Here is a 21,438-nt window from a genome sequence, read left to right as displayed (position 1 = left end):
CTGCTGGGATTTAACCCATCAGTCGAGTTTGGCTTCCGGCGGCTCAGGTGCTTCGGGTGGCTCCGGGGCATCTTTGGGCGCGGGGGGCACAGTCCCTGGAGCAGCGATGGTTTTCGCTTCCTGCTCGATAGGCACCATCTTGTATTCCTGGCCCTGCATGTTCTTGAGATACACCTCCATCTGCCGGAACGAGATGTTGATGTGCTGCTTCTTGAACTCCTTGTTGATGAAGCGGTTGATCTCGTCGAGCACCGGGTTGCGGTCACCAAGATCGCGCACGTGCATGCGCAGTTCGTGATCCAGCGTGCTTTCGCCGAAGTTCAGGAAATACACAATGGGCGCAGGCTCTTTCAAGACGCGCGGGTTGTCTTGCGCGGCCTTGAGCAGCAGGTTGCGCACCAAATCCAGGTCAGAACCGTAATCCACGCCCAGCTTCAGCGTGACACGGGTGATGGTATCGGTCAGCGACCAGTTGATGAGTTGGCCGGTGATGAACGTCTTGTTCGGAACAATGATGTCTTTGCGGTCGAAGTCGGTGATGGTGGTCGCGCGGATACGAATCTTGCTGACCGTGCCCGACAGGTTGCCGATGGTAATTGTGTCGCCGATGCGAACCGGGCGTTCGAACAGAATCATGATGCCCGAGATGAAGTTCGCAAAAATTTCCTGCATCCCGAAACCCAGACCCACCGACAGTGCCGCTACCAGCCACTGCAGCTTGTCCCAGCTGACGCCCAGAGCTGACAACGTCGAGACGAAACCGACGCCGGCGATGGTGTACGACAACAATGTGGTGGTGGCGTAAGCACTGCCTTGCGCCAGATTCAGGCGCGACAGCACCAACACTTCGAGCAGGCCCGGCAAGTTGCCAGCCAGCACGAAGGTGATGCCGATGATCACCAGTGCGCCAATCAAGTCGCCCAGGCTGATCGGAACCATGCTCATGGTGGCGCCGGTGCCGCTGGTGTATTCGTACAACGTGATGTTGTCGAGGTACGAGAACACTGTGATCAAATCGGCCCAGACCCAATACAGCGCGCCGATGAAGCCTGCCAGCAAGGCCAGACGAATCAGGCGCAGCGACTGCTGGTTCACCTGCTCGATATCAAGAGTCGGCTCTTCGATAAGCGCGCCTTCGCCATCGCCCGATTCCTTCGCTGCCTGGCGTTTGCTCAAAGCACGCTGATAGGCAAGACGGCGGGCAGCAACGCTAAGGCCTCGGACGAAGGCGGCTTCGATCACCAGCCACAACATCACCAGATACAGCGTGTTGATCAGTCGGTCGCTGAGCTTCAACGCGGTGTAGTAGTAGCCAAAGCACACTGCGAGAAACAGCGCGATTGGAAGCGCGGTAAACGCCAGGCCCAGTGCGCGGCGGAACAGCGACGCGTTGTGGTGAGTCGGGCTGGTCAACAACAGGCGCGCCAGCAGCCAGGTCATCATCGCGTAACAGGTCAATACCACGGCGATACCGATGACATCGTCGGCCAATGCCGCAGGCTCATGTTCCGCGACGGCGACCACGGTCACCAATGCCAGTACCACAAGACCAAGACGCCGAATCCAGCCGCGCAAAAATTCGACCTGGGGCTTTTCCCAACGGAAGTGCAATTGCGCGACGCCGCCCGGCGCCAGAATGCGGTAAGCGGTGTAGAACACCAGCCACGCCAAGGCAATCTGCAGCAGCGCCGCACCGAGGTTGACGTTCTGCCCGCGGGCATCGATTTGCAGCGCATACGCACACAGCGCCAACGCCAGTGAAAACGGGGTCGCCAGCAAGACATTGATGAAAATCGCCAACGGCGTTTGCCATTGCCGGTCGCGCTTGAAGTGGCCGATGTCGGCGTGCAGGCGATTGAGCTTCTCGTACAGCGCTTTGCGTTTCCACATCAGCACGCCAATGACCAGCAGCAGCGGCAGAAAGATATACGGGCGCTGGGTCAGGCCGTCAGAGAGTTCGCTGATGCTGGACGTCCAAGGCAGCGTGGTGATCTGTTTCGTGAGACGCGCCGGCACGCGCTCAAACCATTCGACGTCCAGCGGTTTGTTGCTGGGAATCCAGAACATCTGCTCATCCAGCGTTTCGCGCAGGCTGATGGCAGTGCTGACCAATTGCTTCTGGTTGAGCTGCAGGGTGATGGATTCGTTGAGCAGCGAACTGAGCTCGCGGTTCAGACGTTCCAGCAGATCGCTGCGGGTGGTGGCCAGGTCCAGCAAGGTCTTGCGCAGCGCCGGAGTGACGTCTTCGGGCTTTTGCGTTGCCAGCAGTGTTTCAACATAGGTGCTGGGGCTGCTCATTTGCTCGCGTTGCTGGTTGACTTCGAACTGGTAGAGCCGGATGTCGGCGATTTCGTCAGCCAGGCCGCTGTCGAGCTTCAGGTGCGGCAGCGCTTGCTTCTGTTTATAGAGAATCTTGGAGAGCAGCAGGCTGCCACTTAGCACGTTGATCTGCTCATCCAGCGCCTGATCGGTCTGGGTGACCGCGTCCAGTTGCGTCTTGGTCTTGAGGTTCTGCTGGGTCAGCTCGTTGAGGCGATCAGTGCCGCGCAACAGATAATCGGACAGCTTGAGGTTGGCCGCGCTTTCAGTGGCCAGCAGGCTGCTGCCGCCAGCTTTCTGCGCCTCAATAGAAAGCTGCGTCACGGTTTCCTGGGACTGGGCGCGACGCTTGTCGTTGATCAGGGTTTGCAGGTCCTGAATTTCCTGCTCTTGGCGGGTGACCTTCTCGGTCAGCAAATCCCGTTGGCTGCCGCCCAGGTCTTGCAACTGGCTATTACCGGCAAGCTCCTGACGGCGCAGGGCCATTAGCGAGTTGAGGGACGCAAGCTCAGCATTCAGCTGATTGCGCTGGTCGGCGCTGATGGTTTTACCCGCGTCCTTACCTGACTTGAGCGTGGCGTTGATCTGCTGGATGCGCGTCTGGCTGGCGCTGATTTCGGCCTGCGCGCGCTCCGGACGAGTCTGGGCAGTGATGGTCAGGCTGTTGGCGTCGTTCAAAGCGCTTTGCAGATCAGCCTGCTGGGTACTGCGCTGGCTGAGCATTTGTTCCAGCGCGGGGACGTCAAGATTGGCGTAACGCTGCGACACCGGCATCAAGCGGATGCCTTTTAGTCGGGTCAGTTCTTTTTGATTTTCGACGGTTTGCTTGGGCGCATCAGCTAACTGGCGCTTGAGGTCTTCAAGTTTTTTCTGATTGTCTTTTTGTGCAGTCAGAAAGGTCAGCGTCTGTTCGAGCACTTGTTGCAGTGCTTTCTGATCGGCGTCTGCCAGCTTGCGATCAGCGATTTTGTCCAGGCTTCGCTGAACCGAGTCGCTGGTGGGCGGAGGAGTGTCGGCAGCCAAAACCGGGAAAGAAGAAAGGCAAAACCCAAGCAGGGCCGAGGCAACAAAAGTACGCAGCGAGAACATAGACACCGGGTCGAGCACGTGGAATAGCGGGCAGTTTAAAGGAACAACCCGGGACCTGGGCGGCTTCCTTCCGGGAATCTGACGCCCACTTTGAGGATCTTGTTCCCGTCCATAACTGCGACAGTCCAAATAGTTCCATTCCATTGGATCTGGTCGCCGACGATTGGAGCGCCCCGATTTTTCTGAATGATGAACTGACTCAGCGGCATGTTCGAATCCAGACCGTCGAGTTTCAAACCGTACAATGCCGCGACAGCCCCGAGCTGAGCGTCTCCCTCAAGAACGAAGTCGCCGAAGAAGCGCAGATCCAGACCCCGTTGCGGTGCCTGGCTGAACAGCTTGCCGAGGGCGGGGAGGTTGTGTTCGTGGCCGATGACACACAACAGATCGCCAACCTCCAGCACCGTACTACCCGACGGATGGAGCAGTTGCTGACCACGAAACAGAGCCGCAATCCGCGTGCCTTCAGGCATTTTCAGCTCGCGAAGAGCTGCACCGATGCACCACTTTTCGGCGCCGAGGCGATAAACGAACAGCTCCCACTCGCTAGTGACGTGTACTTCGAGCGCTGCGCGGGAGATCGGTGCAGGCTCCGGAGGAACCGTGACTTTCAGCAGTTTGGCGACCCACGGCAGGCTCGTGCCCTGCACCAGCAGCGACACCAGCACGATGAAGAACGCAAGGTTGAAATACAGCTGCGCCTGGGGCAACCCGGCCATTAGCGGGAACACCGCCAGAATGATCGGGACTGCGCCGCGCAGGCCGACCCAGGCGATAAAGGCTTTCTCCCGCGTGTGAAACACTTTGAACGGCAGCAGACCAGCCAGCACTGACAAAGGCCGCGCCACCAGAATCATCCAGAGTGCCAACCCCAGGGCAGGTAGCGCGATGGGAAGCAGGTCATGGGGCGTTACCAGCAAGCCCAGCACCAAAAACATCCCGATCTGCGCCAGCCAGGCCATGCCGTCGAGCATGTGCAAAATACCGTGGCGGCTGCGTATCGGCTTGTTGCCCAAGACCAGACCGCACAGATAAACCGCCAGGAAGCCGCTGCCGTGAATGGCGTTGGTCAGTGCGAAGACGAACAGACCGCCAGCGACCACCAGAATCGGGTATAGGCCGTTGGCCAGATGAATGCGGTTGACCATTTGCAGCATCAGCCAGCCACCGCCAAGCCCGATAATTGCGCCGATGCCGAATTCTTGAATCAGATGCCCCAGCAGCGCCCAGTGCAAACCGGTTTCGCCGCTGGAAATCATGCCGATCAGGGTGACGGTCAAGAACACGGCCATGGGGTCGTTGCTGCCGGATTCGATTTCCAGGCTGGCCGTCACCCGTTCGTTCAGGCCTTTGCCGCCCAGCAGCGAGAACACCGCCGCGGCGTCCGTGGAGCCGACGATGGCGCCGATCAGCAAGCCCTGAATGATGTTCAGATCGAACAGCCAGGCGGCCATCATGCCGGTCAGGCCGGTGGTGATAAGGACGCCGACAGTCGCCAGCGACAAGGCGGGCCAAAGCGCGACCCGGAAACTGGCAACTCGCGTGCGCAAACCGCCGTCGAGCAGGATGACCGCGAGGGCGAGGTTCCCGACCAGGTAGGCCGTGGGGTAGTTGTCGAAGATGATGCCGCCGCCGTCCACGCCAGCGGTCATGCCGACAGCGAGGATGATCACCAGAATCGGGATGCCGAGCCGCGAAGACAGCGAACTGACCAGGATGCTCGCAGCCACCAGCAACGCGCCGATCAGGAACAGGCTGTTGATGGTCGTAGCATCCAAGGGCGGTACTCCAGGCGAAATCAAAAGAGAGAAAGCATACACGGTCTGACCATGCAGTCAGCGTGCCAATCGATTTAACCTGTTGAATTGGTTGGCTGTCAAAGCTTTGTCTGAATGAAGCGCGGTTGGGGCGGGACAGGGTTCGTGCCTGCGCGGCACGGCCCACGGTAGCGGACTCCGTCAGCGAACAGCCCGGTCAGCCGACCCGTTGCGGGCCGGCGTTGTCGCTGCAGGTTATCTAGAACCAACTGACGTCCATGGACAAACAGGTGTCATCTCGACTTTCCAGAATCGCCAGTTCGTGATGGCAGCCCGGTACTTCCCAGGTAAGAAAGTATCTGGCTGCCTGCAGTTTGCCCTTGTAGAAGCTGGCGTCGGACTCGTCACCTTTCGCCAGACCCTCTCGTGCACGAATGGCCTGTTCCAGCCAGCGCCAGCCGATGACGGTATGACCGAACACTTTCAGGTACAGCGCAGAGTTGGCGAGCGTGCTGTTGATCTTGCCTTGAGCGAGATCAGTCAGCATCCCGATGGTTACCGTTTGCAGGCGAGCCACCAGTTGTTCCAGCGGCTGACGCAAGGTGGTCAGCGATTCATGCGCCTGAGCTTGCTCGCAGGTGCGCGCGATCAGGCGAATCAATTGCTTGAGACCGGCACCTCCATTTTGGGCAAGTTTGCGTCCCAGTAAATCCAGAGACTGGATACCGTGAGTGCCCTCGTGGATCGGGTTGAGCCGGTTGTCGCGGTAGTACTGCTCTACCGGGTATTCGCGGGTATAGCCATGACCGCCGAGGATCTGAATCGCCAGTTCATTGGCTTTCAGGCAGAACTCGGAAGGCCAGGATTTGACGATCGGCGTCAGCAGGTCAAGTAGCTCCTGAGCCTGTTTGCGGGTGTCTTCGGATTCGCCGGTCTGGGTGTCGTCGAACAATCGAGCGGCATACAGCCCCAAATCAAACGCGCCCTCGACGTAGGATTTCTGGGTCAGCAGCATGCGTTTCACGTCAGCGTGTTCAATGATCGAAACCGGCGAGCTGTCAGGGCTTTTATTGTCGGGCAGTCTGCCTTGCGGACGTTGGCGTGCGTATTCGAGCGAATACAGATACCCCGCGTAACCCAGCATGACAGCGCCCATGCCGACGCCGATCCGCGCTTCGTTCATCATTTGGAACATGCAACTCAAACCCTGATGCGGCTTGCCTACCAGATACCCCACGCACTGGCCGTTGTCGCCGAAGTTGAGTGCGGTCGACGTCGTCCCTCGCCAGCCCATTTTGTGGAACAGGCCTGCCAGAATCACATCGTTGCGAGCGCCGCGACTGCCGTCCTCGTTAACCAGAAACTTGGGCACGATGAACAGCGAAATACCCTTCACGCCAGCGGGTGCGTCAGGCAGCTTGGCGAGCACCATGTGCACGATGTTTTCCGACAGTGAGTGATCGCCGCCAGAGATGAAAATCTTGTTGCCGCGCAGGCGATAAGTGCCATCGGCCGAAGGTTCGGCGCGAGTGCGGATGTCTGAAAGCGAGGAGCCAGCGTGAGGTTCGGTCAGCGCCATGGTGCCAAAGAAGCGACCCTCAATCATCGGCTGCAGAAAGCGCTGTTTCTGTTCCTCGCTGCCAAAGCTTTCGATCAGGTTGGCTGCGCCCATCGTCAGGAACGGGTAAGCGGTTGAGCCTGCGTTGGCGGCCTGAAAATGCGCAAAACAGGCTTGTGAAAGGAGGGTGGGCAACTGCATGCCGCCGTCTTCGAAACTGCGCGCAGCATTGAGAAAGCCTGCCTGGAGAAACGCATCGACCGCCGGCTTGACCTCCGGAATCAGGATCGCCTCGCCATTTTCATAGCGCGGCTCGTTTTCATCGGCTTTGCGGTTGTGCGGAGCGAAGTACTTTTCGGCGATAGTGCGCGCCGTTCCAATGGCCGCGTCGAACGTCTCGCGAGTGTGCTCAGCGAAGCGCTCGCGATTAGTCAATGCTTCGGCATCTAGTACTTCGTACAACTCAAAAGCCAGATTGCGCGAACTGAGCAGCGTTTCGGACATGGCGGCGTACCTTTTTTGTGGGTAGCCGGAGTCTAGGCGGGGCAAGACGCGGGTAGAAGGATGATTAATGCGGGTGATGGAGGGGTAGAACGGGATATGAATGCCGAGCTTGCTGAAACTGAATCACCTGTAGGAGCGCGCTTGCCCGCGATGCCTCTGCAGGCACCACGCGGTGTCTGACAGATTGCTATCGCGGGCAAGCGCGCTCCTACAAGAGGATTGCGTTCCGCCCGCTGCGCACGGGTTGCGTCGGCGCTTACCCGATCGTCATCAAACTCGCATTACCACCGGCGGCCGCCGTGTTAACGCTCAACGCACGTTCGATCACCAGACGTTCCAGTGCAATGCTGGTTTCGCCTTTCGACAGGCCGTGAACACCGATGATCGCGCCGGCGCGCTTGGCAATTTGCTCGCAGATCGAGCGCAGTTGGTCCGAATCGCCGTGATGCAGAACAGCATCGATGACCAGCTCTTCTTTGTTCCAGTCAGCAATCATTTTGATGCGTGACTGGACTTCTTTGGGCAGACGACTGCGCAGTGGTTTGCTGAGGTCGTTTTCCGGCCAGATCGCCGTACTGCCGACTGCCATGACAGCGGCCAGTTGCGTCAACAAGTCGGCCTCATCTTCTGCCAGGCACAACACGTGTTCACGCGGCAAAATGCTGTAGCTGTTGCGTTCGCCGGTAGGGCCGATCAACAGGCGTGTGACACCGCTTTGCGACTGCTCGGCAAACTGGCTGCACAGTGTTTCCAGTTCGGCGTGCTGATTGCTGCTCGCCCAGGCTTTCAAGGCAGTCAGGGGTTTGCTCATCGATTCGCGCAATCGAGTGTCTGGTGCGGTCAACGCGTCGCTGCGCAAGAATGACTTTTCGATGGCGTCCACAGGGCGGGTCGACAACAAACGGTACAGGTACAGAGGCCCGCCCGCTTTCGGACCTGTCCCTGAAAGGCCTTCACCGCCAAACGGCTGCACACCCACCACGGCCCCGACGATGTTGCGGTTGATGTACATGTTGCCCGCGTTGACGTTGTCGACCACCTTGGCGATCGTCTCGTCGATACGGGTATGTACACCAAGGGTCAAGCCGTAGCCGGACGCGTTGATCTGGCCGATCAGTTGGTCGATCTCTTTACGCTTGTAGCGCACCACGTGCAGCACGGGGCCGAAGATTTCCCGTTGCAATTCGTCGAAGCTTTCGAGTTCGATCAGGGTTGGCATCACATAGGTGCCACGCTTGATCTCATCATTGTCGGCGATGGCAACTTGGTACACGGAGCGGCCTTTGTCGCGCATGGCTTGAATGTGCTTTTCTATGCCAGCTTTGGCTTCGGCGTCGATGACCGGGCCGATGTCCACGGACAGGCGTTCAGGGTTGCCCAAACGACTTTCAGCCATCGCGCCCTTAAGCATTTCGATGACGCGATCAGCGGAGTCTTCCTGCAGGCAAAGCACCCGCAGCGCCGAGCAGCGTTGGCCTGCACTGTCGAAAGCCGAAGAAACGACATCGATCACCACTTGTTCAGTGAGCGCGGAGGAGTCGACGATCATTGCGTTCTGTCCGCCGGTTTCGGCGATCAACGGGATTGGGCGGCCCTGGGCGTCCAGGCGACCGGCGATGTTGCGCTGCAGCAGGCGCGCAACTTCGGTCGAGCCTGTGAACATCACACCTTTGACGCGATCATCGCCAACCAGGCGCGCGCCGACTGTCTCGCCCGGCCCAGGCAACAATTGCACGACGCCTTCGGGTATTCCGGCTTCAAGCAGCAAGCGAACTGCCTGCGCGGCAATCAGCGGTGTCTGCTCGGCAGGCTTGGCAAGCACCGGGTTGCCTGCGGCGAGTGCAGCGGCGACCTGACCACTGAAAATAGCCAGCGGGAAGTTCCAAGGGCTGATGCACACGACAGGGCCCAAAGGACGATGGGCGTCATTGGTGAAGTCGTTTCGTGCCTGCACCGCGTAATAGCGCAGGAAGTCCACCGCTTCACGTACTTCGGCGATGGCGTTGGCGAATGTCTTGCCCGCTTCGCGAGCCAACAGACCCATAAGCGGCTGGATTTCGGCTTCCATCAAATCAGCGGCGCGCTCAAGAATGGCGGCGCGTTCGGCAGGCGGTGTTGCCTGCCAGATCGGACCTGCACTGACAGCGCTGAGCAAGGCGTTATCGACGTCTTCCAGGCCTGCCTCTTGAACATGACCCACCACATCACGCAGATCGGATGGATTCAGTACGGGGGCTGATATTCCGGGGCTCACCGGGCTGCCCAGCATCGGGCCGGCTTTCCAGTCGTTATGCGCAGTCGCCAGCAAAGCGGAAGACAGCGATGCCAGGCGATGTTCATTGGCCAGATCGATGCCGGCGGAGTTCGCGCGATCCGGACCGTACAAGTCACGCGGCAGAGGAATGCGCGGATGTGGCAGACCAAAGCCACCTTCCTGGGTTGCCATACGCTCGATGCTGCTCACCGGATCAGCAACCAGGGTCTGGATAGAGATCGATTGATCGGCAATCTGATTCACAAACGAGGTGTTGGCACCGTTTTCCAGCAGGCGCCGCACAAGATAAGCCAGCAGCGTTTCGTGCGTACCGACCGGGGCGTACACGCGGCACGGACGATTCAGCTTGCCGTCCGACACTTTGCCCACGACTTGCTCGTACAACGGTTCGCCCATGCCATGAAGGCATTGGAATTCGTACTGCCCAGGGTAATAGTTCTGACCGGCAATGTGGTAGATCGCCGACAGAGTGTGCGCATTGTGAGTCGCAAATTGCGGGTAAATGACTTCTGGCGCTGCGAGCAATTTTCGGGCGCATGCGATGTAGGAAACGTCGGTGTACACCTTGCGGCTGTAGACCGGATAACCCTCAAGTCCGTCAACCTGGGCGCGCTTGATTTCGCTGTCCCAGTAGGCGCCTTTCACCAGGCGGATCATCAAGCGATGACGGCTGCGGCGAGCCAGGTCAATGACGTAGTCGATCACGTAAGGGCAGCGTTTCTGATACGCCTGAATCACGAAACCGATGCCGTTCCAGCCAGTTAGCTGGGGCTCGAAACAAAGACGCTCAAGCAGATCAAGGGACAGCTCGAGGCGGTCGGCTTCTTCGGCGTCGATGTTCAGGCCGATGTCGTATTGCTTGGCAAGCAACGTCAGCGATAACAGGCGCGGATACAGCTCTTCCATGACGCGGTCGTACTGAGCGCGACTGTAACGTGGGTGCAGGGCCGACAGCTTGATCGAGATACCCGGACCTTCGTAGATGCCGCGACCGTGGGAAGCTTTACCGATGGAGTGAATGGCCTGCTCATACGACGCCAGATATTTCTGTGCATCGTGTTCGGTGAGGGCCGCTTCACCGAGCATGTCGTAGGAGTAACGAAAACCTTTGGCTTCAAAACGACTGGCATTGGCGAGGGCTTCGGCAATGGTTTCGCCGGTGACGAACTGCTCGCCCATCAAGCGCATCGCCATGTCCACGCCTTTACGGATCATGGGCTCGCCGCTTTTTCCTATGATGCGGCTCAAGGAGGACGTGAGGCCAGCTTCGTTATGAGTGCTGACCAGTTTACCGGTCAGCAACAGACCCCAAGTGGCGGCGTTAACAAACAGCGATGGGCTATTGCCCAAGTGCGGATGCCAGTTGCCCGTGCTGATCTTGTCGCGGATCAGCGCGTCGCGAGTACCTTTGTCCGGGATGCGCAACAACGCTTCGGCAAGGCACATCAGTGCTACGCCTTCCTGAGAGGACAGAGAGAATTCTTGTAGCAGCCCCTGAACGATGCCAGCACGGCCGCCTGCGCTCTTTTGATTGCGCAGCTTTTCGGCAATAGAGGACGCCAGTTTGTTAGTCGCTTGAGCCATTGCGGCGGGGAGGCGAGCCTGCTCCAGCAGCATGGGAACGACTTCTGGTTCGGGGCGGCGATACGCCGAAGTAATTGCGGCGCGGAGCACCGATTGAGGGAGGATGCTCTCGGCGAATTCGAGGAACGCCTGGTGCGTGGCGTCCGAAGGCAGATCGCCTTGTTCCTCGGTATTATTGCTGGCTGAGCCATTGAGCTCAGTCAGTGTTACACCACTCTCGAGCTTTTCCAGGTAATTGAAGATCGCCTGTTTAATCAGCCAGTGCGGAGTCCTGTCGATGGAGTGCGCTGCTGCTTTCAATCGCTCGCGGGTCGGGTCGTCAAGTTTGACACCCAGAGTGGTGGTCGCCATGTGTTTTCCTCATGTTGGCCACGGTTCTGTGGCATCAGCTGCCGCAAAGATTAGCCCTGCTATTGTTCGGGTGCAACCGGGTGCAACCTGTTTTTTCCGGATATTTCCGCTGGCCGTCAGAAAAGCTGAAGGACCTGCACAGTGCGGGTGCCACTTGCCTTGCACCCGAGCATATTCGCCCTAAAACGGCGCAATCACAGTACGCGGTTACACAATTTAAAGTCTTGGGTGCAACTGATCGAGCAATCGGGGGTTGCACCTGCTTTAGCTTGTTGATTAGGATGCGCGCCTTCTTTCCCGGCAGCGGCGAGAAGCTGCAAGGGCGATGATTTCTTTGGATTTTTTCGTCTCCATGCGTGGCGATAAAGGGGTAAGAGATGAGTGAAAACCAATCTCCTGCTGCCCGTCGGGCTCAATAAAAACAAGCAAAGGCGTACGCAATGAGTGTCAGCAATCCCACATTGATCACCTTCGTCATTTATATCGCAGCAATGGTCCTGATCGGGCTCATGGCCTATCGGTCGACCAACAATCTTTCTGATTACATTTTGGGTGGACGCAGCCTCGGCAGCGTCGTGACTGCGCTGTCGGCAGGTGCTTCGGACATGAGCGGCTGGCTTTTGATGGGGCTGCCTGGCGCCATCTACATGTCGGGTCTCTCCGAGAGCTGGATCGCCATCGGGCTGATCGTGGGCGCCTATCTCAATTGGCTGTTTGTGGCGGGTCGTTTGCGAGTGCAAACCGAGCACAACGGCGATGCACTTACGCTTCCGGATTACTTCTCCAGCCGATTCGAAGACACCAGCGGCCTGCTTCGGGTGATCTCGGCAATCGTGATTCTGGTGTTTTTCACCATCTACTGCGCCTCCGGCATCGTCGCGGGGGCTCGATTGTTTGAAAGCACATTTGGCATGTCGTACGAAACGGCGCTGTGGGCCGGTGCCGCTGCGACCATCGCCTACACCTTCATCGGTGGTTTTCTGGCAGTGAGCTGGACCGACACCGTACAGGCCACGCTGATGATTTTCGCGTTGATCCTGACGCCGATCATCGTCCTGCTGGCGACTGGAGGGGTAGACACGACCTTCCTGGCCATCGAAGCCAACGATCCAACCAACTTCGATATGCTCAAAAACACCAGCTTCATTGGGATCATTTCGTTGATGGGCTGGGGTTTGGGCTATTTTGGTCAGCCGCACATTCTGGCGCGCTTCATGGCGGCCGACTCAGTGAAATCCATTGCCAGCGCACGGCGGATTTCCATGGCCTGGATGATCCTTTGCCTGGGCGGCACCGTTGCTGTGGGCTTCTTCGGCATCGCTTACTTCTCGGCGCACCCGGACCTTGCGGCGCCTGTGACTGAAAACCACGAACGCGTGTTCATCGAGCTGGCCAAGATTCTCTTCAACCCCTGGATTGCCGGTGTATTGCTGTCAGCGATTCTTGCGGCGGTCATGAGCACGTTGAGCTGTCAGTTGCTGGTGTGCTCCAGTGCGCTGACTGAGGATTTCTACAAGGCGTTCCTGCGTAAAGCGGCCTCGCAACGGGAGTTGGTGTGGGTCGGTCGCGCGATGGTATTGCTGGTCGCATTGATCGCAATCGCCCTGGCCGCTAACCCGGAAAACCGAGTACTGGGTCTGGTGAGTTATGCGTGGGCAGGTTTTGGCGCGGCATTTGGCCCGGTGGTGCTGATTTCAGTGCTGTGGAAGGGGATGACGCGTAACGGTGCACTGGCAGGCATTCTGGTAGGCGCCATTACGGTTGTGGTGTGGAAGCACTTTGAAGTGCTGGGGCTGTACGAAATCATCCCGGGCTTTATCTTCGCCAGCATCGCCATCCTTTTGTTCAGCTTGATCGGCAAACCTGCGTCGGCAGCAATGCATGCGCGCTTCGACGCGGCGGAAAAAGAGTACAAAGCGGCTTAAACCTACAGCGCTTCAAACAGAAGGCCCGTGTCTCACAAGAGCGCGGGCCTTTTTGCTTCAGGTTTTGTTGTGATCGATATCCAGATTGAAAAACGTCGCCTTGCCGCCTTCGCTGGTGTAGCCGGTGTGGTCCTGGGTATAGACGCCTGCTTTGAAATACAGAGGCTTGACGCTCCAGGTAGCGCTGATCCGTTCGTGCCAGTTCATATTCCTGGCGGTCACGTTCAGCATGCCGCCGGGGCTAAGGCGGATGATGTAGTTGAAGGTTTCATTGAGTGGCACGTCTTCAGCAACGGTGATGACTCGACCTTTTTTGTCGTTGGGGTGAAACCGTACCTTGGCAACGATATTCCCTGAATGGGTCGCCTCCTTGTACTGATACTCGACCTTTAGCAAGGGTTGGGTACTTTCGTAAGCATGGATCTGACCAATCACGATCTTTCCCGATGAGGGCACCTGATTGACCTGCAGCTTGGCGTTCAAATAGTTATCAGCGTCCGGGTAGAACCAGTTGTGCAGTTCCCCATTGGACCAGGTTTCCCGGAGCTCACTTCGAGGGTAGATAGCGTTTTCAGTCTTGCTGCCCGTCACGGGCGACCAGAACACTATCGAAGACGATCCGGACTTGAAGTACTTGCCGTCATAGCCTTTTACCAGTTGCCGGGTTTCAATTGTCGTGGGGGGCGAGCCCACAGGAATACTCAGATTCCAGGATCCCAAATCAATCATTTTTTATCGCGTCCGGTATGTCTCATTGCCAGCAACAGTGGCTGGCGCAAGGGTTTGAAGGGTCCTCCTTATACGATTCGCCCGGGGCTTTGTTAACGCAAATCTGGCAGGCGGATGAAGTCATAGTGCCCACTGTTTTGCCTACGCGCCCTGCAACCGGTCTCCTTAAGCGATTGACCGTTAGTCGGTTGGTGTCGCTTTAATTGATGGCATAACGCTGGCGCTCTTCTTTTTTTTCCAGAGACGGCTAGAGTGAAAACCGTTCGGACCATGGGCGGAGCCCGTTACCCGCAGTAGCAATGAATGAGTAGCAGCATGGAATGCGCGCAATACCGGCCAGTGTCCGGCAAGTCAGTCTTATTAGTCGTCGATGACTATCCAGAGAATCTGGTCACCATGCGTGCGGTCCTGCAACGACAGGACTGGGAAATCGTCACGGCCAGTTCAGGCATGGAAGCCCTGAGCCTGCTTTTGGATATCGAGGTAGACCTGGTCTTGCTCGACGTTCAAATGCCGGGCATGGATGGCTTCGAAGTGGCGCGCCTGATGCGTGGCAGTCAACGCACTCGATTGACCCCCATTATCTTTCTCACCGCCAATGAGCAATCACGCGACGCCGTCCACCGGGGATACGCCAGCGGGGCGGTGGACTATCTGTTCAAACCGTTTGATCCCAATGTCCTCAAACCCAAGGTGCAAGCGCTGCTTGAACACCAGGCCAATCGCCGCGCGTTGCAGAAACTCAGCCGCGAGCTTGAAGCGGCGCGGGCTTTCAACGCTTCGGTATTGGCCAATGTTGCAGAGGGCATTCTGGTGGTTGATGAGTCGGGGCTGATCGGGTTTGCCAATCCGGCAATCTGTCAGCTGTTGGGCATGACCGATGGCGAACTGCGTGGTTCTCAGTTGATTACTTACCTGCAGGAGCCGTATTGCAGCGAGTGGACGGGATCCGGTTTTTATCACCACTATCGGCGTGCAGAAACTTATCGGGTTCACGACGCAATCATGCGTTCCGCCGAAGGTCGTCAGGTGCCGGTAGCGCTGTCGTGTGCGCCATTGCCCGGCGAGCAGAAGGCAATGGTGCTGAGCATCCTGGACATGTCCGTGGTTCGGGATTTGTACAGTCAACTGGAGAAACAGGCAGTTACCGATGCGCTGACCGGCTTGCTCAATCGACGTGGTTTTTATCAGACCGTCGAAGGAATGCTGTCGCGTCGAGAGCACCCTGAAAAGTACCTGGTGGTGCTGTACATGGATCTGGACGGGTTCAAACACGTCAACGATTCGCTGGGACATGACGCCGGCGATCAGGTGCTGCTGTGGGTCGCCGAGCAGTTGAAGGACAGCTTGCGGACCTACGATGTACTGGCACGCATGGGCGGCGATGAGTTCGTGGTGGTCATCGACGGTCTGGACTATCCCGAACATGCAGCGAAGGTGGCCGAGAAACTGATCGAGCGCATCTCGGTTCGTCGCCAGATCGACGGAATGGAGGCCACGTTGGGCGCCAGCATCGGCATTGCTGTGTATCCCGACTGCGGCCTGAACCTGGATGCACTCCTGCGCGCGGCGGACATTGCGATGTACGAGGCCAAGCGCGCGGGGCGCCAGCAGTACCGCTTTTACGATCAGGACATGAACGGACGCGCGCGATCACGGCTGATGCTTGAGGAAAGTGTGCGAACGGCCATCGAAGGCAAGGATTTCACGATGGTCTACCAGCCTCAGGTACGCGTCGCAGACGGCAAAATCCGTGGCTTCGAGGCGCTGTTGCGTTGGCAGCACCCGTCGGCAGGCGATGTGCCGCCGGGGGTGTTCATCCCTTTGCTTGAGGAAACACGGCTGATCAACAAGCTCGGCGGCTGGATTTTCGAACAAAGCGCGTCGCAGCGAAAGCGTTGGAGTGAGGTGTTTCCGGACGATCTGGTGATGAGTGTCAGCGTCAGTCCTGCTCAGTTCAGCATGCCCAATCTGGCGGCAGAGCTGCAGCGAGCCATTCACATTCATGGTCTGCACCCGCGTCAGCTCGAAATCGAAATCACCGAGCCGTCACTGGTTCACAACCTTGTTCACAGCCGCAAGCAATTGCAAAATCTGCACGACATTGGGGTGCGGGTTTCTCTGGATGATTTTGGCTCGGGCGAGTGCTCGCTCACTCACTTGCGTAATCTGGATCTGGACACCCTGAAGCTGGACCGACACTTTGTCGCCGGACTGATGGGCTCTGCCCGAGAAATGACAGTGGCACGCAGCATTATCGACCTCTGCCTGACGCTGGATATCGAGGTAATCGCCGAAGGGGTCGAAACCGTTGAGCAGTACCGTTGGCTGGTAGAGAACGGTTGTCAGGTCATTCAGGGTTTTTTGCTGGGACGGCCCATGACGCCTGAAGCTGCATTGCGGTTTATCGAGCCCGTGACCATGCCCATCGATCCGTTGCAGATCAGCAGGGACTAACCCTGTAAACTCCGGTTTTTACCGCTGCTTGAAGTCAACATGAGCTCACCGATCGTTATCCCGCTGAAGTACCTGCAGGCCTATCCCCCGGGCCTGCAGGAGCAAGTGCGGCAGTTGATTGCCCAAGACAAGCTGGGTGCGTATCTGGAGCAGCGTTATCCTGGCCGTCACGAGGTTCAGAGCGACAAGGCGCTTTACGCGTACGCGCTCTCGCTCAAGCAGGAGTACCTGCGCAATGCACCTAACATCGACAAAGTACTGTTCGATAATCGCCTTGACCTCACCCATCGCGCACTCGGGCTACACACCACGGTGTCGCGGGTGCAGGGCGGCAAGCTCAAGGCCAAAAAAGAAATCCGTGTCGCCGCGCTGTTCAAGGATGCGGCTCCCGAGTTCCTGAAAATGATCGTCGTGCATGAATTGGCGCACTTCAAAGAGTCCGATCACAACAAAGCTTTCTACAACCTGTGCGAACACATGCAGCCGGGGTATCACCAGACTGAGTTCGATTTGCGGGTGTATTTGACGTGGCGAGATTTGCAGAGCTAGGTCAATGTCTGGTTTCTGTAGGAGCGCGCTTGCCCGCGAAAAGTGACGTCAGTAGCAGAAGCTCTTTTTGACAAAGCAATTTCACGGGCAAGCGCGCTCCTACATCCATCACTTGCGATTACTTAAAGGGCCGCACCGCAATGGACGTCAGCAAAACCAAATCCAGCTTCTATCGCCGCTTGTATGTGGCGTATCTGATTGACAGCGAAATCGCCAGCAGCGTGCCGGCTTTGACCGAGATCACGGGCATGCCTCGGCGCACTGCTCAGGACACCATTGCGGCGCTGGCGGATCTGGACATTGTGTGTGAGTTCGAGCAACTGGATGGCGCTCGCAATCATGCGGGCTGTTACCGGATTCGTGACTGGGGGGCAATCGACAAGGAGTGGATTGCCACCCACCTCACGCAAATCAAATCGGTGCTGGGTTATCCCTGAAACGGGTTTTCAATCCAGGTCGCGGCGCATGCCGATATGTTCGATGCCGTCTTCGACGTAAACATCACCCACCGACGTAAACCCATACCGACTGTAATATCCCTGTAGATGGGCCTGAGCCGAGAGATAGATCGGTTGATCGGGCCACTTACGCTCGGCGTGGTCGATGGCCTGCACCATCAGTTCATGGCCCATGCCCTTGTTGCGCATCGATGGGGCGGTAACGACTCGGCCGATGGTCACGTCGCCGTTCTGTTGGATCGGATCGAGCAAGCGCAGATAGGCCACTAACTGATCATTCTGCCAGGCCATCAAATGGCAGGTGTCGCCCAGTAAATCCTGTCCGTCGACGTCCTGATACCAGCACTTTTGCTCTACCACGAACACTTGGGCCCGCAGTTGAAGAATGGCGTACAACTGCTCTTTGTTGAGTTCGGTATGGTGTTTGCAAATCCAGTTGATCGACATGACGCCTGCTCGTAAAAGAAATCCATGTCGGATACTAAACGCTTAACGAGGCGATCCCAACTCAATGATCGGACGCGGACCTTGATGGTGGGGAAGCAGGCTCGGTTTTGATCAGGTTTCTTGAACTGCGGCACAGACATTACATTCTTATACGTTGTGCAAAGAGCAGAATGAGTCTTCAATGAAGGCCACTTGCTGGCCAGGGTGGCTAACGCCGCTTGGGGCCACTCGGCGTTGCAGAAAATAACGGGCTGTCAGTTTGCCTAAGGATCTTGAGCATGCCGGGCTTGCTTCGAACCATGGGGTTTTTGGGTCTGATCTGGGTGGCCCACACTGCTGCGGCGGCAGATACGTTACGCATGGCGGGCGACGCCTGGGCCCCATATGCCGATACTTCGTTACTCAATGGCGGGTTGGCTACCGATCTGATCAACACTGCCTTGAGCCGCGCTGGATACTCCACAGAATACGAGCAAGTGCCTTGGGCTCGCGCCGTCCATGGGCTGACCGAAGGTCGGTACGACATTTTGATCAACGCGTGGTACAGCGATGAACGTACCCGCATCGGCCAGTTTTCTGCTACCTATCTGACCAACCAGTTGCGCTTCATCAAGCGCAAGGGTTTCGATGTCGATTACAAGAATCTCGCACAGCTGCATCCGCACACCGTTGCGGTTGTGCGTGGTTACGCGTACTCGCCTGCGTTCGACAATGATGCGGAGTTGAAAAAGGTGCCGGTCGCCAATTTCTCCACCGCAGTACGCATGCTAGCCGCAGGCCGCGTCGAATTAACCGTTGAGGATGAATACGCCGCGCGCTACGCGCTGAGCCGTGAACCGCAGGATGTGCAGACTAGCGTGGAGTTTTTGCCTACATCCTTGGCCGAAAATACCCTGCACATTCTGGTCAGCCTGAAGAACCCCGAGCACGAAAAGATCGTTGCACGTTTCGATCAGGAAATCGCGGCCATGAAAGCCGATGGGAGCTACGACAAGCTGTTCAAGCTGCACGGTTTGTAAGGTCGGCGGGTTCATCCGTTGGCGCCTTGATCAAGTGTGCAGCAAGGGTTCGCAGCGGCCCGAGCTGGCGGCAGATAAGCGCCAGTTGCGTCTGCACCAGCCGTTGCCCTTCGTCGAGCTCTTCGGGCATCTGCTCCAGCTCCGCCGCCAGCGCTTCCTCGGCGTCACTTTGAATGGCCACCGGTTGCCGACTCGCCAGGCTCTGCGCAATCTCATCGATACTGCTAGCCAAATTGGCGCCAGCCCCCTCGATCAACTGCTCGCGTACCTCGGCTGGTAATGGCGTCTCCCTGTGGGCGCCCAGCCCGGACAAATAACTGAGCAGCGTGTGGGACAGCACCAGAAAGCGGAACCCTACGTCGGCTTCCTTCCGGAAATGCCCTGGCTCCATCAACATGTTCGCTAACGTCGTCGACAGTGCTGCATCCGCGTTGTGCGCGTTGCGTCGGGCGAGGCGGTAAGCCAGGTCATCGCGCTTGCCCTCTGCGTATTGCTCCATGATCTGGCGCAGGTAAATGCTGTTGCAGGTCAGCGTATTGGCCAGCACCTTGTTCAGGCGTCGGCCTTGCCAGTCCGGCAGAAACAGGAACACCGCCAGCCCCGCAATCAGACTTCCCAGCAGCGTATCGAACAGACGTGGCAGAAACAGCCCATAGCCGTCGCCCACCTGATTGAAGCAGAACAGAATCATTACGGTGATTGCCGCTGTGGACAGCGTATAGCGCGTGGTGCGGTTTACGAAGAACACCACCCCGGCGATGACCGCGCACATCGATTGCAGAATCGGCGCAGTCACCACATCGAAAAGCACCCAGCCGATGGTCAGGCCGATGGCCGTGCCAATGATCCGTTGCCCCAGTTTGCGCCGCGTCGCGCCATAGCTTGGCTGACAGACGAATACCGTGGTCAGGATGATCCAGTAACCCTGGGACGGATGAATCAGGTGAACCATGATGTAGCCCACCACCAGCGCTAGCGGCAGTCGCAGCGCATGGCGAAACAACAAGGAAGTCGGGGTCAGTTGCAGGCGCAGGCGATTCCACACGTCTTTCAAGTTGCGTGGCGAGCGATCCAGCAAGCTGCTGTCGGTGGCGTCTGCCAGCGCATCGGGGTTGCTGGCGTCGCTGAGCAGTCGGTCCAGCGTCCCCAAGTTGTTAGCCAACGCGCGAAGCGAACGCAGCAAGCCACGCCATGCAGGATTGCTCTGGATGCGAAGGTGCTCCAGAGAGGCGCGCAAATCATTGAGTGCGTGAGCAAAACTGTCGTCGTAAATGAACGGCTGACGCAATTGAATCGATATCGATAGATCGCGACAGGCCGTGCCTTGCTGACGCAACAGGCGTTGGCAGCGAAACAGCACGTCGCTGTGGAAAAAGGCGTCGGCCAGCGAGTTATACGGGTAGTGCGAAGAACTGGCGCGCTCATGGATGTCCTGCGCCAGGAAATACAGCTTCAGATAGCGGCTCACCTTCGAGCCCGGTCGGCCATTTCCGACGCGGTTTAGGATGATCTCTTTGGCCGAGTTCAGCGCCGCCACGACCTTGCCGTTTTGCTTGGCCAGGTCGAGCCGGCGCGCCTCTACATCCAGGGTTCTGATCGGCTCGAACAGCTCGGATTTGATCTTCAGGTACAAACCCAGCTCGCGGAACAACCTCGCCAGCGCTTGTTGCACTGGCTGATTGGAGAACAGCATCTGCCACAGCACCGAGAGCAGGCCGTACCACGCTGCACCTGCCACCAGCAGCATCGGTTCGTGCCAGAAGTCAGTGACCTCGCCGCCGCGTTGATCGACGCCGATCATCGTGTAAACCGAGAGAATCAAGGTGCCGTAGGCAATCGCCCCATAGCGCTCGCCCAGCGCACCGAGCATGGTCAGGCAGAACGCGGCCATTGCCAGCGAGCAGACAAACAGGATGGGGTAGGGGAAGAGCAGTTCGACGGACAGCGCGGCGACGCTGAAACACACCAGCGTCACCGCCAGTGCATTGAGGCGGCCCTGCCAGCTGTCGTCGGTTTCAGACAGTGCGCAGGCGATAATCCCGAGGAACAGCGGAATCAGCTGCTTCATCTCGCCCTGATACCAGCACAGCGCCATGCTGCCGGTCAGTGCGATGAACACCCGAACGCTGTAGCTGAATTTGTCCAGCGCCCACAGGCGGCGGAAGGTGTTACGCAACGATTTGATTTTCGATGCCATATGAACGCTGACTGCCTTGTTCGCGATATATCAATTGTCACTGACGGATATGTACAGCGATCAACGAGGGCTGTACATCGGGCAGGTGAAATTTATTCTTTTACGCGCTGCGACCTCGCTGTAGGAGCGCGCTTGCCCGCGATTGTGTTCTGTCTGTGCCGGATTCAAACCTGACCCACCGCTATCGCGGGCAAGCGCGCTCCTACAAAAGCGATTCAAC

The 21,438-nt window shown here is 57.8% G+C and carries 12 protein-coding genes; 5 read left to right on the top strand and 7 right to left on the bottom strand.

What is annotated here, in order from left to right; genetic code table 11:
- Positions 1–18 precede the first annotated feature (18 nt).
- From mscK to putA, 4 genes are all read right to left on the bottom strand, one after another.
- On the bottom strand, positions 19–3,408 hold the full coding sequence (mscK, locus tag ACWKV9_RS03930; protein ID WP_483834792.1) for a mechanosensitive channel MscK: 3,390 nt from the start codon (positions 3,406–3,408) through the stop codon (positions 19–21).
- Positions 3,409–3,443: 35 nt separating this feature from the next.
- Complete coding sequence (locus ACWKV9_RS03925) at positions 3,444–5,186, bottom strand: potassium/proton antiporter (RefSeq protein ID WP_483834791.1); 1,743 nt, start codon at positions 5,184–5,186, stop codon at positions 3,444–3,446.
- 238 nt (positions 5,187–5,424) lie between these two features.
- On the bottom strand, positions 5,425–7,227 hold the full coding sequence (locus ACWKV9_RS03920; protein ID WP_483834790.1) for an acyl-CoA dehydrogenase: 1,803 nt from the start codon (positions 7,225–7,227) through the stop codon (positions 5,425–5,427).
- A 256-nt stretch (positions 7,228–7,483) separates the two neighbouring features.
- The gene (putA, locus tag ACWKV9_RS03915; protein WP_483834789.1) at positions 7,484–11,437 is read right to left on the bottom strand and encodes a trifunctional transcriptional regulator/proline dehydrogenase/L-glutamate gamma-semialdehyde dehydrogenase; all 3,954 of its coding nucleotides are present in this window, start codon (positions 11,435–11,437) and stop codon (positions 7,484–7,486) included.
- Between the two features lie 440 nt (positions 11,438–11,877).
- Here putA and putP point away from each other — a divergent pair, with 440 nt between their 5' ends.
- Entirely contained in the window at positions 11,878–13,362 is a 1,485-nt protein-coding gene (putP, locus tag ACWKV9_RS03910) for a sodium/proline symporter PutP (RefSeq protein ID WP_483834788.1), read from the top strand.
- A gap of 57 nt (positions 13,363–13,419) precedes the next feature.
- Here putP and ACWKV9_RS03905 read toward each other — a convergent pair whose 3' ends face one another.
- Complete coding sequence (locus ACWKV9_RS03905) at positions 13,420–14,091, bottom strand: polysaccharide lyase family 7 protein (RefSeq protein WP_483834787.1); 672 nt, start codon at positions 14,089–14,091, stop codon at positions 13,420–13,422.
- 303 nt (positions 14,092–14,394) lie between these two features.
- Here ACWKV9_RS03905 and ACWKV9_RS03900 point away from each other — a divergent pair, with 303 nt between their 5' ends.
- The 3 genes from ACWKV9_RS03900 to ACWKV9_RS03890 all read left to right on the top strand — a co-directional run bounded on the left by ACWKV9_RS03900 (position 14,395) and on the right by ACWKV9_RS03890 (position 17,534).
- On the top strand, positions 14,395–16,548 hold the full coding sequence (locus tag ACWKV9_RS03900; protein ID WP_483834786.1) for a putative bifunctional diguanylate cyclase/phosphodiesterase: 2,154 nt from the start codon (positions 14,395–14,397) through the stop codon (positions 16,546–16,548).
- 39 nt (positions 16,549–16,587) lie between these two features.
- On the top strand, positions 16,588–17,097 hold the full coding sequence (locus ACWKV9_RS03895; protein WP_483834785.1) for a M48 metallopeptidase family protein: 510 nt from the start codon (positions 16,588–16,590) through the stop codon (positions 17,095–17,097).
- Between the two features lie 140 nt (positions 17,098–17,237).
- Positions 17,238–17,534 (top strand): winged helix-turn-helix domain-containing protein, encoded by a 297-nt coding sequence (locus ACWKV9_RS03890; protein ID WP_483834784.1) that lies wholly within the window; start codon positions 17,238–17,240, stop codon positions 17,532–17,534.
- A 9-nt stretch (positions 17,535–17,543) separates the two neighbouring features.
- Here the strand turns inward: ACWKV9_RS03890 and ACWKV9_RS03885 are convergent, their stop codons facing one another.
- Positions 17,544–18,002, bottom strand: coding sequence for a GNAT family N-acetyltransferase (locus ACWKV9_RS03885; RefSeq protein ID WP_483834783.1), 459 nt, complete (start codon positions 18,000–18,002; stop codon positions 17,544–17,546).
- A gap of 278 nt (positions 18,003–18,280) precedes the next feature.
- Between ACWKV9_RS03885 and ACWKV9_RS03880 the strand changes: the two genes are divergently transcribed.
- Positions 18,281–19,021: a substrate-binding periplasmic protein gene (locus ACWKV9_RS03880; protein ID WP_483834782.1), complete on the top strand. Its 741-nt coding sequence runs from the start codon at positions 18,281–18,283 to the stop codon at positions 19,019–19,021.
- On the opposite strand, the gene yccS is transcribed toward ACWKV9_RS03880, so the two are convergent.
- Complete coding sequence (gene yccS / locus ACWKV9_RS03875; protein WP_483834781.1) at positions 19,002–21,218, bottom strand: YccS family putative transporter; 2,217 nt, start codon at positions 21,216–21,218, stop codon at positions 19,002–19,004. The two genes, ACWKV9_RS03880 and yccS, sit on opposite strands and share 20 nt — an antisense overlap.
- Positions 21,219–21,438: the final 220 nt, after the last annotated feature.

The sequence above is a fragment of the Pseudomonas corni genome (assembly GCF_057128765.1).
The sequence above is the reverse complement of the archived record's forward strand: the minus strand, read 5'-3'. Positions and strand labels throughout refer to the sequence as shown.